The organism is Kitasatospora acidiphila (assembly GCF_006636205.1).
Taxonomy (GTDB): domain Bacteria; phylum Actinomycetota; class Actinomycetes; order Streptomycetales; family Streptomycetaceae; genus Kitasatospora; species Kitasatospora acidiphila.
The window spans coordinates 2,227,066-2,240,652 of sequence record NZ_VIGB01000003.1; the positions used below are offsets into that span (position 1 = coordinate 2,227,066).

The following is a 13,587-nucleotide window of genomic DNA, read 5'->3' on the forward strand; positions in this document are numbered from 1 at the left end:
GAACCGGCTCGGTGACAAGCGGGCCCCGACCGCCGTTGCGGCAGCCGGGGCCCACAGTCTTTCCAGTAGGCGGGGTCAGCCGGTGAAGGCCGCGAGGCCGTTCGGAGTGCCGAGGCCGGTCGAGTCGTCGTAGCCGACTCCGGCGGTGCACAGGTAGGCCGGGGAGGCCCGTAGAAGACCGCCACGACGGACCCGGCGCTCCTCGGTCAGCCGGTCGCAGCCCGGTCCACCACTCGGACCCGCTGATCCAGCTGCTGCGCGAACTCCAGCCAGGTCTCGGCGCACTGCCGGGCCAGGTCCACCACCAGGGCGGTGCAGTGGGTGGGCACCACCGCGGTGAGTTCGGACCACTCCTTGGTCCCCATGGCGTTCTGCTGGAACAGGCGCAGCAGCTGGCGGCCCTCCTCCTTATGGCGCAACGACGGGTCGCGCAGCAGTTTCTCCAGCACCATGGCCGGGTCGGACCGCACCAACCGCATCCGCTGGGTCGCGGTCGCACGGGTCCGCTGAGTCGGGAACACCACGCTGATGGTGCCGTCACCCGCCGCCCCGGTGGCCGGCGCCTCACCGGCTGCCAGCCGGCGCCGGACGTCGCTGACCGTCGCCGGGGAGATGCCGGCCAGCCTGGCGACCTCGCGCAGCGAGGCGTCCGGGCGCTCGGCAATCAGCTCCGCGGCCCGACGGCGGCCCTCCAAGCCGTTCAGCGGGCGGACCTTGCCGTCCCGACCGACCCTGACCTGCAGCTGCGGCTGGTCCGCGGTCTCCGCCACCCGCCGGCGGATCGCCGCCACCGCCCTGGCACCGAGCCCGGCGGTCCGCGCGATCGCCCGGTCGGACAGGTGTGGGTGCGAGGTCACGATCCGCTCGGCCGCCGCCCGCCGATCGGCCAAGGAGAGCGGCAGGCCATGGGTGACGTTCGCCTCCACCGCCTTCAGGAAGGCGTCCGCATTGCTGCCGTCGAAGAACTCCACCTCGATGGCCGACAGGCCCTTGGAGACCGCCGCCAGCAGCCGGTGGGTCCCGTCGATCACTCTCATGGTCTGCCGCTCGACCAGGATCGGCGGGAGCGGCCCGTCCAGCTCCGCCAGTCTGGCGATGTGCTCCTCATCCCGACCACCGGTGCGCGGCGACTCTCCCACCTGCAGCATGGCGATCGGAACCACGACGGTTGATCTCAGGTCTCCGACAGTCTGATTCAAGATGGTCCCCCGATGTTGTGCGGCTCCGAGCTGAGCCAGGCGCACCGGTGCCGACCGCCCAGACGTCAGCGAAGCGCCTGCCAAGTCCTCAGGGCGTCGATCCCGCTCGATCGCTCCGAACCATCGCCAAGGTTCGGAGCCGGCCCTCAAGGACATGGCTCAGCCACATACCTATGCCCCCATCATCGCTTCCGCTCCGGGAAGTGTCGAGCCGTCATTGACCCGTCCTTGTAAAGATCTCGTAGGCGCGATGTCGCATGGATCGCCAACCTCCTGATTTACTAATTAGTTGACTAATAGTCAGATCTTCATCCAGACCGCAGCCCCCTCATGCGACACCGACCCGCGCGGCTGCGGGCGATGGACCCAACCATGGCGCTTGAGCTACGCTGCGACCTCCTGGACGGTGCAACTGGCGCCGAACTGATGGAAAATCAGCAGCCTTATCCGAGCGAGCGCTCACTGCAAGTCAGGCCATCCGTGACCTGCGGCACCCTTGGCAAGTTCGTTCTCCAACTCGGTGAACTCCGCCTTGCTCAGCAGTGGTGTCGAAGCGACCCCCTTCGAGGTCACTGCCCCGGATCCACCCAAAGCCACGAACGCCGCTAGCGCTGCACCGATCTGACGTGCACTCGCAACTGCTTCGCGATGACCCGGTCGTCCTCTCCCCGAGCGAATCCCTCGGCCGCAGCCCTTCGTACCTGCTTCCGGAATGCCCGCCGTGCTTCGGTCAGGCCTCCTCCCTGTGCATATCTCACAGACAGCAGGTGCAGCGCCCGAAACTGGCCAGAAGCACGCATTCGGCGACATCACGCGTTCAACACCGCCCGCAGGCCCCCAGATTCGGGGTGCACGGGGTCGTGGCTTCATTGCGCCTGAGCACGGTCGCGAGGATGTCTTCCTTCACCTGAATGACATGGATTCCCGAGTCGCACCGCTCTGCGAGGCCCTCGACCGGAACGAGTAGCATCGGGAAGTGACCGAGGCACACTGCTCGCCAAGAGGTCTTGATTGGCCGTGGGATTGACGGTCGCGGTGCTCAGGGCTTGGTCGGTGCCCCTGCGCGCTGGCACCGCCGAACGCATTCCTCGGACGGGCCCCGCTCAACCGCCCTGTGCGTCGGGCCACACACCGGTGGCCGGGGTTGGCCCCACCCCCGCCCGCAGTCGCTCGTGCACGTCGTCAGCCGCCAGGGGTGATACCCCGCGGATTCGGGCCGACTCCGCTCCCTGTCGCCCCGCTCCGGCGCTTCGACAGCCACAGCAGACATGTCAACTCGCGAGGTCCCGCCAGGCCGGCCCACTCGTGCTCCCTTGGATCCACAAAGAGACTGTGCTGTTCACGGGGGCTTGAGCAAGCAGGGCGGAACCGTCGGCTGTGCTGCCCGACGGGAGACATCAGCACGAAAACCCAGCAGTCACACATGTCCGGTCATTCCCATCAGCCGCCCCAACCCATAGTGACTGTGAGAGAGGAAACTGTCGAGACGTCACGTCCGTGACCGCACAACGTCAGGTGCGAGCACTGCCCGGCGTGCCCCGGGGCGGATCCGGGGTGGGGGAAGCGGAGCCGGACTCGGCACCGGCAGCGCAAACGCCCGGAGGCCGCTTCCGTGTGTCACGGAAGCGGCCTCCGGGAAGTCCCGACGGCATCACTCCGGTCAGCCCTGGGCCATCGCGGCGATCAGGCTCTTGGGGCGCATGTCGGTCCAGTTCGCCTCGATGTAGTCCAGGCACTCCTGACGGCCGGCCTCACCGAACACCGACGTCCAGCCCTCGGGCACCTCAATGAAGACCGGCCACAGCGAGTGCTGGCCTTCCTCGTTGACCAGGACAAGGTAGTTCGCGTCAGGGTCCTCGAACGGATTCGTCATCACGTCGTCCTCTCTGCGGGCATGATGTGGACCATCCGGCCCCACCGCGACCCACTATGGCCCAGGGCGCCGAGCCAGCGTCAACCGACCGCCGGCGCGGCACGCCGACGTGCCACCGTACAAGTGCGGCTGAGCATCAGTTGAACGGGCGTCGGGGGCAGCCCGGCGTCGGTCTTGATCGACACGAATGCACGGTGCCAAGGTGGATGTGGCGGAGTATGCCACGGCTGGGACGACCGGGCCCGCCGCCGCGGCCGTGCGGGACCCGGAGACGGTGCACCGGCCACCAACCCCGATGCGCCACCCGCTGGTCCGACGGGGAATCACATGGCGAGGAAATCCTCCGGCAGGGCCGGGCGCAGCCTGGCAGCCGTGCCTGTTTCGTGAGGACAAGGGCGGAGCTTGCGGGTGGGCGGGCCCTTCGGCGAGATGGCCGGAGGCGGTTGCGGTCGGAGCGGTTGCGGACGGAACGGCGAGACTGTCACTTCGCCCCTTCGTTCGAGGTCGACAAGGTCCGCGGCCGCCGTTCAACTGCGCCGGACACGCTGTTGAACAGGGCCCGAAGGCCTTGCCGGCAGCCTGTATTGATCACCAGTGCGACGCGGTGCCAAGGTGGGGGGTGCAGCGGAGCCGTGTCGGCGGGCCGCCTCCCCCTCGATTCCCACTCGTCCAGGAGTCCCCACGCCATGCCCCAGGTGAGCACCAACGGCATCCGCCTCTCGTACCAGCGCTCGGGCCAGGGCGAACCCGTCCTGTTCATCATGGGTTCGGGGGCCGCGGGCCATGTCTGGACGGTGCACCAGACCCCGGCCGCCATCCGGGCCGGCTACCAGGCGATCGTCTTCGACAACCGGGGGAGCGGCGGCTCGGACGCACCGGACGGCAAGTACTCGCTGGCCGACATGGTGGCCGACACCAAGGGCCTGATCGAGGCGCTGGACCTCGGCCCGTGCCGGATCGTCGGCTACTCCATGGGCGCCATGATCGCCCAGGAACTGGCCATCGAGGCACCTCATCTGGTGCGCTCGGCAGTCCTGATGGCGGCCAGGGCCCGGGCCGACATCATGCGCCAGGCGATGCAGGAGAGCGAACAGCTGATGCGGGAGAGCGGCATCCGACTGCCGCCCAAGTACGAGGCGGTCCGCACCGTCCTGGAGATGCTCTCCCCCACCTCGCTGAACGACGACGCCACCATCCGCTCCTGGCTGGACATCCTCGAACTGACCGGCAGCGGCGGCAACACCGCCGACGGGCAGGCCTGGGTGTCGCAGGACGGCGACCGGCGCGAGGCGCTGCGCACGATCACGGTGCCGTGCCGGGCCATCGCCTTCGCCGACGACCTGATCTGCCCGCCGCACCTGGTCTCCGAGGTGGCCGACGCCATCCCCGGCTGCGACTTCGTCGAGATCCCCGACGCCGGGCACCTGGGGCATCTGGAGCGGCCGGCCGAAGTCAACGCGGCGATCACCGAATTCCTGGACAAGTACTGACGACACGGAGACCACGCATGACTCTGCTCGCCCGTCTGACCGCCGACCCGGGCGCCGACGCCGGATCCTGGATCGCCGAGCACCTCGCCGAGCTCCGGGAGTCGGTGGCGACCAACGGCGCCGTCCTGGTGCGCGGCCTCGCGCTGCCCGACCGGGCCGCGGCGGTGGCGGCGGTCCGCGCCGTCATCGGCGAGGGCATGGCCGAGCGCGAGGGCTTCGCCCCGCGCGACTGCCACGCGCCCGGCGTGTACTCGTCCTCGCACTGGCCGGCCGACCAACCCCAATGCATGCACCACGAGTTGAGCTACGCGAGCAGTGCGCCCGGGCTGCTCGCGTTCGCCTGCGTCACCCCGCCCGCCACCGGCGGCGTCACCGGCCTGGCGGACGCCGCCGCGGTGCTGCGCGACCTGCCGGTCGAGCTGGTCGAGCGCTTCGAGCGGCACGGCTGGCAGCTGACCCGCAGCTACAACCCGCTGGTCGGCACCGCCTGGCAGGACGCGTTCGGCACCGCCGACCGGGCCGAGGTGGAGCGCTACTGCGCCGAGAACGGGCTGACGGCCGACTGGCACCCGGACGGCGCGCTGACCACCGCGCAGACCCGGCCGGCCGTCCGGACCCACCCGGGGACCGGCGAGCGGGTCTGGTTCAACCAGATCGCCTTCCTCAACGAGTGGACCATGGAGCCCGCGGTCCGGGAGTTCCTGGTCGCCGAGTTCGGCCCCGAGGGCCTGCCGTTCAACACCTTCACCGGCGACGGCTCGCCACTCGACAAGGACACCGTGGACCTGATCAACGACGTGTACGAGAAGCACACGGTCCGCGAGCCGTGGCAGCGCGGCAATCTGATGGTGGTGGACAACCTGCGGGTGGCCCACAGCCGCGAGCCCTACCAGGGGGACCGGGAGATCCTGGTGGGACTGGGTGAGCCGGTGCGTTTCTGAGTCAAGTACGGAGAAGGGGGGAGCCTCGGCGAGGCTCCCCCCTTCTCCGTGCCGCTGCCGCCGGTCACCAGTCGAAACTCAGCGTCCGGTAGACCGTGACGTTCCCGACGAGTCGCTGGCTTGCCTGGGCAGCGGCGGCCAGCCGGTCGGGGTGGTCGGGGGCGGTGGTGTCCAGCAGGATGCCCAGGGTGGTGCCGCTGTGGCCGACCACCACGCCGAGGCCGCCGACGGTCTTGCATATGTCCACCATCGGCTCCAGCGACCACTTGTGACGCAGCGTCTGGTTCATCCTGGCACTGGCCGTGGCCACCCGGCCCACCTCGGCGAGGTCACGGGTGGCGATCGCGCCGGTGACCCGGTCCAGCAGCCGCGCGTACTCCCGCTTGTCGGCGGCGGTGAACGGCTTGGGGATCGCGTTGAAGGCGACCGTGTCGACCGCCCCGCCCTCATCCACGCTGACCACGGCCATCGACGGCAGTGAGCCGAGCTTGGCCCGCAGCCGCACGCTGCGGTGGTGGAACGCGACGATCGACGGGTAGAGCACCCCGTCGGTCGGCTCGATCCGGGCCAGGTAGGACTCGATCCGGGTGGGCGGCATCGGCTCGCCCAGGGCGTTGGCCACGGCTCGGGCGGTGGCCACCAGGTCGGCGGAGGAGCTGGCCAGGCCCTTGCCCTCCGGCAGGGTGCTGTCGATCCGCAGCACCCCGCCGAGCGGGCGGCCGGAATCCTCCAGGATCATCGAGGCGAGCCGCAGGGCCTTCTTCTTGTGATCCGGCCAGACCGTCAACTCTCCTGCCTCGACTTCGTGTTCGAAGCGGGCCGAGGCCCAGCGGGCGACCGGGAGGGTCACCAGGAAGTCGCCGTCGTCCTCCGGCAGCACCCCCTGCAGCAGCTCGCCGAAGGTACCGAAGGCCGAGCTGACCCCGGTGGCGGTGACCCGGCGGCACGCCGGGCCGACCGCGACGCTCTGGAACCTGGTCACAAGTCCTCGCTATTCCGATCGCCGCGCGGACGACCAGGCGGACAGCACCAGCCCGGCCGCCTCGGCGGGCCTGGTACCGATGAAGTAGTGGCCGCCCTGGGCGAGTTGGTGGACATTCACCTCGTCGCAGAGCGCCTTCCACTCCCCGTAGCCCTGCTCGAACCGAGCCGTGGACGCGTCGTCCCGGGCCAGCACCAGCTCCACCGGCCCGTTGACGCGGTAGCGGTCAGGGTCTTGATGGACCGTCAGCAGGTGGGTGTTGGAGGTCAGCACGTCGTGCCGGTACGCGCGGCCGACCACATCGGCCCGCTCCGCCCCCCGCGCGTCGAACTCGACGTAGGCGTTGTCGGCACGCAGCAGGGCGAGTAGCTCCTGGTTGCCGGCGGCGGTCACCTCGGCCATCTCCGCGCGCAGGGTCTCCTCATCATCGAAGAGCAGCGCGGCGACGAACACCCGGGCAGCGGGCGTGCCGGCCTCCTCCAGCAGCCGGGCCGTCTCCAACGCGGCGGCCGCGCCCGCGCAGTGGCCCCAGAGCAGCACCGGGGTGGTGACCTGCTCGGCGATCTCGTCGCGCACCCGCAGTGCGATCGCGGGCACGTCGAGCAGCGGTTCGGCGTCGTCCGCGAAGTCGTGGCCGGGCAGCTCGACGCCCAGCACCGCGATCCCGTCGCGCTCCAGCTCGGCTGCCAGGGAGCGGAAGTTGAGGGCGTTGCCGCCGGCGTACGGGAAACAGACCAGGGTCGCGCGCGGGGCCCGCACCGAGGAGAGCGGCTGCAGCAGCGCGGCGGTGGCCGGCTGCTGGGCAGCACCCCGCTCACGCTCGTCGAGCACGGCGGCCAGGTCGCCGAGCACCGGGTACGCGGCCAGGTCCTTGAGCGAGAGAGCGCGGTCCAGCCGGACCAGCAGCCGCACCGCGGCCAGTGAAGTCCCGCCCTGCTCGAAGAAGTTGTCGGCGCGGCCGATCCGCTCCAGCGGCACTCCGAGCACCTCGGCCCAGAGCATCGCCAGCCGGCGCTCGGCGGGGGTGGTCGGCGCGACGTAGGCGGCCCCGGCGTGACCCAGAGTGCCGGCCAGCCGGGCCAGGGCCTTCTTGTCGGTCTTGCCGTTCTCGGTGAGCGGCAGGCGGTCGAGCTGGTGGAAGTAGGTGGGCATCATGTAGTCCGGGACCAGCGCCGCGAGGTGCTCCCGGGCCCGCTCGGCGAGCTGCGGCTCGGTGCTGCCGAGGAAGGCGACCAGGTTGCGCTGCTCCCCGGTGGCGCCGTCGATGACCACGGCCGCCTCGCGGATCCCGTCCAGCGCCAGCAGCTTGTTCTCGATCTCGCCGATCTCGATCCGGAAGCCGCGGATCTTGACCTGCTCGTCCCGGCGGCCCTGGTACTCGATCCGGCCCTCGGGCAGCCAGCGCCCGTAGTCGCCGGTGCGGTACATCCGGGTGTCCTTGCGGAACGGGTCCGGCACGAAGGCCGCCCGGGTGCGCTCCTCGTCGTTGATGTAGCCGCGCCCCACGCAGATGCCGGAGAAGGCGATCTCACCGGTGGAGCCGAGCGGCACCAACTCCAGGTTCTCGTCGAGGATATAGGTGTTGACGTTGCGCAGCGAGCGCCCGACGGTGATGAAGTCACGCTCCGGGACGCCGTCCAGCACCTCGTGCATGGTGTCGTCGGAAACCTCGGTGGCGCCGTAGGCGTTGGCCAGCTTGATGCCCGGGAAGGCGGCGAACCACCGCTGCACCAGGTCGTACTTGAGCGCCTCGCCGGTGACCGAGACGATCCTGAGCACGCCCAGGTCGCGGTGCTGCTGCTCCAGCCGGGTCAGCAGCACCTCCAGGTAGGACGGGACGATCTGGGCCACCGTCACCTTGGCGTCGACCAGATCGTCCAGGAAACCGTCGACGTCCAGCTGCACCTCGGTGTCGACGATCCGGACGGTGCCGCCGGTCATCAGCGGTGCGGCGAACTGCCACAGCGAGATGTCGAAGCACTGTGAGGCGGTCTGGGTGACCACCTCGCCGGGGCCCTCCGCCATCCCCATGTCCTCGATCTTCATGTACAGGTGGTTGAGCATGCCCAGGTGCTCGCATATGGCGCCCTTGGGGGCACCGGTGGAGCCGGAGGTGAAGTAGATGTACGCGGCCTGCCCGGGCGCGGTCCTGCCGACGGGCGGCCCGGCGGGGCCACCGGCGGCGTGGATCGCGGGGACCGAAAGGACCACGGGCGGCTCGGCCAGGCCGGCCGAGGCGTTGGCGGTGAGCTCCTCGCTGGCGGGCTCGGTGAGCGCGAAGGCGCAGTTGCTGCGCTCGAACTGGGCGTTGACCCGGTCGGCCGGGAAGTCGGGGCGGACCGGCAGGTAGACGCCGCCGGCGGCGAAGACGCCGAGCGCGGCCGCGATCCAGTCCAGGTTGCGGTCCATCACGACGGCGACCACGTCCTCGGTGCGCAGGCCCGCCGCGAGCAGCGCGCCCGCGATCCGGTCGGACCGCTCGGCCAGCTGGGCGTAGGTCCAGCGCTGGGTGCCGTGTTCGGCGGCGACGGCGTCGGGACTGGTGCGGACCCGCTCCTGGAACAGGTCGACGAAGGTCTTGTCGGGCAGCTCGGCGCGCGGCCCGGCGAGGCCGTACAGCTGGGTCTCGACCTCGCCTGCCGGGAGCAGGCTCTGGCGGTCGTGCGGCTCGGCCGGGCCGGCCGCCAGTTGCCGCAGCGCGGTGAGGTGGTAGTCGGCCAGCCGGGCGGCGTAGCTGTCGTCGAGCACGGCCCGGTCGTAGCCGATCCGCAGCTCCAGGGCGTCGCCGTCGCGCTCCCAGGCGACTCGCAGCACCACGCCCTGCGGCAGGGCGTCGTGGGCGCCGGCGGCGGCCGGTGCGGCCAGGCCCGACAGGTCGAGCAGCGTCTCGGGCCGCTCCTGCGCCTGGTGGACGCCGGCGGCGGCCGCCGTCACCTCGGCGACCAGTTCCGCCCAGCTGGAGCGGCCCACCCGCAGCCGCAGCGGGGCCTCGGCGCTGCCGGGTTCGGCGGCCAGGTGCCCGATGAGCAGGTCACGCTCGGAGACCACAGCGGCCAGGACCCGGGCGTGCGCCGCGAGCAGAAGGACGGGGAGCGTGGCGCCCAGCTCGGCGGCGGTGCGCTCCAGCGCGGCCGCCGGCTCCGCCGACAGCGCGGCGCGGTGGACGCCGACGCCCTGGCCGCCGCCGGACGGTGCGCTCCAGCGTGGGATCCTGGTGAATATCTGTGCCTGCGAATCGTCAGCCATCGGGCCCCGACCTCCTTCTTCCGGTGCTGCGGGTGGTGGTTATGGCTGCCCCGGCGCCACGGGGTCCTCCAGGTGGACGGTGATCTGCCCGAGCGCGGCCTCGGCGTGCCGGGCGGCCGCTGCGGCATCGGGGCCGGTGGCGACCACGCAGCCCAGCCTGTCCTGGAACGAGTGGGTGATGGTGACGCTGCGGCCGGCCGCCGTACTGGTCGTCACGGCCACCACGGCGGGTGCCCCGGCGGCCGCGTCGACCCCGTCGACGGCCGCGACCCGGCCCTGCTGACTGGCCAGCAGGAAGCGCACCGCCGCATGGCCGACGGCCGGCCCGGCCGGTGCCGGGTCCTGACCGGCCGCGCGGGCGATCACCGCGTCCACCAGGTCGACGCCGAGTGCGGCCCGTACCGCGATCGGAATCATGCCACCGGCCAGCCGGGGGTTGACCTCGATCACCACCGGGCCGTCGGCCGACAGCCGCAGCTCGGTGTGGGCGGCGCCCCAGCCGAGGCCCAGCGCGGCCAGGGCGTCGAGTGCGGTGTCGCCGAGCGCCTTGGCCGCGTCGTCCGTCACCGGCGCGGGTATGTCATGCCCGATCTCCACGAAGTACGGCTCGGCGCCGATGTGCTTGGCGACCACGGCGACCACCGCGCCGTCGAAGGTCTCGACGGAGAACTCCGTTCCGCTGACGGCTGATTCGACTAGGATCCGGGTCGGCACCGGGTTGCCGCGCTCGTCGGTGGCCCGGCCGAGCAGTTCACCGGCCCATTGCTCGGCCTCGACCCGGTCGCGGCAGAGCCGCACCCCGACCGAGCCCGAACCGGTCACCGGCTTGAGCACCACCGGATATCCGATCTCCGCAGCAGCGGCCAGGGCCGACGGGACGTCGGTCACGGCGCGGAACGCGGGGACCGGCACCTGTCCGGCGGCCAGCGCCTGACGCTGGATCTCCTTGTCCCGGCAGCGGGCGATCGCCGCGCCGTCGGCGGCCGGCAGGCCGAACTCGGCGGCGGCCTGTGCGGCGGTCGAGACGAAGTACTCGGAGCTGGAGGCGACTCCGGCCAGGCCGCCGTCCGCCTGCAGGGCCGCGCATGCGTCCAGCACGGCCGCCGGGTCGGCGGTGTCCAGCACCCGGGTGTCGATGTCGTCCTGGGCGACGTAGGGGTAGCGGCCGGCGTCCCGGGTCAGCAGCACCGGGCGCAGCCCGCGAGCCCGCGCGACAGCGCAGAACTCCCGTCCGGTGCCGGTGGTGTTGCTCTCCAGGAATGCCAACCAGGGGCCGCCCTGGCTCGGTTGCCGCGAGTGCTGCTGGGTCACGCCGTTCCTCCGGTTCCATGCTGTGCCACGACGGCCTCGACTGCCGCCGCCAGTTGCTCCCCAGCTTCCCGTACCCGGGTCCGACGGTTCGTCAGCCAGTCGTGGTGATCGGCCAGGCCGGCGCGCAGCGCGGCCACCACCCGGTCGGTCTCGCCCGGCCCACCACCTCGGTCGTGCTCGGCAACCACCTCGGACAGCGCCGGGATCTCCAGGTCGGCGGCGGTGCCGTCGGGCAGCATGATCTTGGTCAGCTCGGTCTCCCCCGCCTCGACGGCGGCCCGGACGGCGGCGCCCACCGCGTGGTGGGCGGTGCGGAACGGCACCCCCTGGGCGACCAGGCGGTTGGCGAGCACGGTGGCGGTGACGAAGCTCTCCCGGGTGCGCTGTTCCATCCGCTCGGTGACCGGGCGGGCGCCGGTGACCAGGACCTGGGCGAGCAGCACGGTGTCCCGGGCGGCGGCGAAGGCCGGCCAGGCCACCGCCACGGCCTCGGTGCCGACCTCGATGGAGTTGGTGAACGGGGTGGACTTCATGGCCGAGGCGGCCGCCGTCCAGGCGCCGATCGCGACCGCGGCCTTGGCCTTCACATGTTCCAGTAGGAACGCGTTGCGCTTCTGCGGCATCGCCGAACTGCCGCCGACCAGCCGCTCCGGGAACTCGATGAAGCCGAACTCCTGGGTGCTCCACAGCTGCAGGTCGGTGCCCAGGCGGCTGATCGTCACGCCGGCGGAGGCGACCGCCGCGAGCGCGCGCAGCACGGTGTCGCGGGCGGCCACCGCATCGGTGGCGTGCAGCGTCGGCTCGGCGAAGCCGAGCAGGGCGGCGGTGCGGGCCGGCTCGATCTTCAGGTCGGTGCCGGACACCGCGCCCGCGCCGAGCGGGCAGCGGTCCAGCTCGGCGAGCACCCGGCGCAGCGCGTCGAGGTCGCGGTCCAGGGCCGTGGCGACACCGGCCAGGTAGTAGCCGTAGCTGATCGGCATGGCCGGCTGGAAGTGGGTGTAGATCGGCATGACGACATCGCGGTGCGCCCGGGACCGTGCCAGCAGGGCGGCCTGGAGCCGCAGCAACTCGCCAAGCAGATCCGCGAGTTCGGTGCGCAGCCGGATCGCGGTGATGGTCGCCTTGATGTCGTTGCGGGACCGGCCGGTGTGCAGCTTGCCGCCGATCTCGGTGCCCAGCTCGGCCACCAGGTGGCCCTCGTACATCAGGTACAGGCCGCGGGGCGCGGGCACGTCGTACAACTCGCGGAAGGCGTCGGCCCGCAGGCGCTGGATGCAGGAGAGCAGGGTGGCGGCGGCCGGGCTGGGCAGCAGGCCGGCCTCGGTCAGCATCACGATGTGCGCCAGGTCGATGGTGCTGGTGTGCTCCAGCTCCTGGCGGATCTCGGCGGGGCCGGGCTCGCCGTAGACGACCCGGCGGGTGCGCGGTCCGAGGGTGGCGGTGAGGCGTCCGGTACCGGTCATGAGGCGCTCCCGGCGATCGCGGTGCCGGCGAACCGGGTGATGGTGCCGGGAACGTCGTCGTAGCCGCGGCGGTCCCAGGCGAACCTGGTCCAGCGGTCCTCGGCCTTTTCGGGGGCCTCGATGACCAGCGGTTCGGCGGGCCGCTCGGCCGGGGTCAGTAGCAGGCCCTGCTCGGCCAGCCAGGCGTCGTCGTAGACCGAGGCCTGATAGCGGTAGCCCTCGTCGGGGAGCATCACCACGCAGGTGCGGTCCGGGTTGCGCTCGGCCCACCACTTGGCGACCAGGTACGCGGCGCCGCTGGTCGGGCCCTGGAAGAGGGCGTGCCGGGCGTGCAGTTCGCGGGTGGCCGAGAAGGCCTCGGCGGCGGAGCACCAGTGGACCTCGTCGAAGACGGTGTAGTCGAGGTTGGCGGGCCACAGGCTGTTGCCGATGCCGCGCAGCTGGCGCGGCCCGTCGGGCTGGCCGAACAGCACGCTGCGGTGGCTGTCCACGCCGATCGCCCTGGTCTGCGGGGAGTGTTCGCGCAGCGCCCGGGTGGTGCCGCACATCGAGCCGCCGGAGCCGACCGGGCCGACCAGGCAGTCCACGGTGCCGAGTTGGTCGGCGAGCAGCTCGGCGACCACCCGGTAGGAGGCCGGGTTGTCGGGGTTGCCGTACTGCTCGGGGCAGAAGCTGTCCGGCAGTTCGGCCCGGATCTCGGCCAGTCGGCGCAGCCGCGCCTCCTGGAAGCCTCCGATCTCGGCCGGCTCGGGGCAGATCTCGACCCGGGCCCCCAAGTCGGTCAACCTGCGGTACAGGTTGTCGTCGATCGCCGGGTCGCTCACCAGGATCAGCTGACGGCCCATCAGGGTCGTCTGCATGGCCAGCGCGAGCCCGAAGGTCCCCGAGGTGGTCTCCACGATCACCGTGTCCGGGCCCAACTCGCCGCGCTCCTCAGCCCGTTGCAAAATGTGGCAGGCCGGGAGCAGCTTCATCAGTGTGAATGACGCCCCGTAGAAGTTGGGGCCGAGCCTGATCAGCTTGGGCAGCAGCAGCGCTTCGGTGATCGACTCGTAGGTGCGGGTGGGCGCCGGCATGGGCAG

9 protein-coding genes are annotated in these 13,587 nt (G+C 71.5%); 2 read left to right on the forward strand and 7 right to left on the reverse strand.

Annotated elements, in window-relative coordinates; all coding sequences use genetic code 11:
- Positions 1-206: 206 nt before the first annotated feature.
- Positions 207-1,148, reverse strand: coding sequence for a ParB N-terminal domain-containing protein (locus E6W39_RS11115; protein ID WP_141633398.1), 942 nt, complete (start codon positions 1,146-1,148; stop codon positions 207-209).
- A 1,711-nt stretch (positions 1,149-2,859) separates the two neighbouring features.
- Positions 2,860-3,072 (reverse strand): MbtH family protein, encoded by a 213-nt coding sequence (locus E6W39_RS11125; RefSeq protein ID WP_323809001.1) that lies wholly within the window; start codon positions 3,070-3,072, stop codon positions 2,860-2,862.
- A 686-nt stretch (positions 3,073-3,758) separates the two neighbouring features.
- Between E6W39_RS11125 and E6W39_RS11130 the strand changes: the two genes are divergently transcribed.
- Both E6W39_RS11130 and E6W39_RS11135 read left to right on the forward strand, forming a co-directional pair.
- On the forward strand, positions 3,759-4,562 hold the full coding sequence (locus E6W39_RS11130; protein WP_141633401.1) for an alpha/beta fold hydrolase: 804 nt from the start codon (positions 3,759-3,761) through the stop codon (positions 4,560-4,562).
- Between the two features lie 17 nt (positions 4,563-4,579).
- Positions 4,580-5,503 (forward strand): TauD/TfdA family dioxygenase, encoded by a 924-nt coding sequence (locus E6W39_RS11135; RefSeq protein WP_141633402.1) that lies wholly within the window; start codon positions 4,580-4,582, stop codon positions 5,501-5,503.
- A 64-nt stretch (positions 5,504-5,567) separates the two neighbouring features.
- Here the strand turns inward: E6W39_RS11135 and E6W39_RS11140 are convergent, their stop codons facing one another.
- From E6W39_RS11140 to E6W39_RS11160, 5 genes are read right to left on the reverse strand one after another with little or no spacing between them, the layout of a single operon-like run.
- Positions 5,568-6,485, reverse strand: a complete 918-nt coding sequence (locus E6W39_RS11140) for a GHMP family kinase ATP-binding protein (protein ID WP_141633403.1) — start codon at positions 6,483-6,485, stop codon at positions 5,568-5,570.
- Between the two features lie 9 nt (positions 6,486-6,494).
- Positions 6,495-9,731: a non-ribosomal peptide synthetase gene (locus tag E6W39_RS11145; RefSeq protein ID WP_141633404.1), complete on the reverse strand. Its 3,237-nt coding sequence runs from the start codon at positions 9,729-9,731 to the stop codon at positions 6,495-6,497.
- 39 nt (positions 9,732-9,770) lie between these two features.
- Positions 9,771-11,042, reverse strand: coding sequence for an ATP-grasp domain-containing protein (locus tag E6W39_RS11150; protein WP_141633405.1), 1,272 nt, complete (start codon positions 11,040-11,042; stop codon positions 9,771-9,773).
- Positions 11,039-12,505, reverse strand: coding sequence for an argininosuccinate lyase (gene argH / locus E6W39_RS11155; RefSeq protein ID WP_141633406.1), 1,467 nt, complete (start codon positions 12,503-12,505; stop codon positions 11,039-11,041). The genes E6W39_RS11150 and argH overlap by 4 nt, the downstream gene beginning before the upstream one ends.
- Positions 12,502-13,581, reverse strand: a complete 1,080-nt coding sequence (locus E6W39_RS11160) for a cysteine synthase family protein (protein ID WP_141633407.1) — start codon at positions 13,579-13,581, stop codon at positions 12,502-12,504. The genes argH and E6W39_RS11160 overlap by 4 nt, the downstream gene beginning before the upstream one ends.
- Between the last annotated feature and the right edge of the window lie 6 nt (positions 13,582-13,587).

What these genes read in the sequence shown, in the direction of transcription:
- argH (WP_141633406.1), bottom strand. Translation starts at nt 12,505, where the DNA reads ATGACCGGTACCGGACGCCTCACCGCCACCCTCGGACCGCGCACCCGC.
- E6W39_RS11125 (WP_323809001.1), bottom strand. Translation starts at nt 3,072, where the DNA reads ATGACGAATCCGTTCGAGGACCCTGACGCGAACTACCTTGTCCTGGTC.
- E6W39_RS11145 (WP_141633404.1), bottom strand. Translation starts at nt 9,731, where the DNA reads ATGGCTGACGATTCGCAGGCACAGATATTCACCAGGATCCCACGCTGG.
- E6W39_RS11115 (WP_141633398.1), bottom strand. Translation starts at nt 1,148, where the DNA reads ATGCTGCAGGTGGGAGAGTCGCCGCGCACCGGTGGTCGGGATGAGGAG.
- E6W39_RS11135 (WP_141633402.1), top strand. Translation starts at nt 4,580, where the DNA reads ATGACTCTGCTCGCCCGTCTGACCGCCGACCCGGGCGCCGACGCCGGA.
- E6W39_RS11130 (WP_141633401.1), top strand. Translation starts at nt 3,759, where the DNA reads ATGCCCCAGGTGAGCACCAACGGCATCCGCCTCTCGTACCAGCGCTCG.
- E6W39_RS11160 (WP_141633407.1), bottom strand. Translation starts at nt 13,581, where the DNA reads ATGCCGGCGCCCACCCGCACCTACGAGTCGATCACCGAAGCGCTGCTG.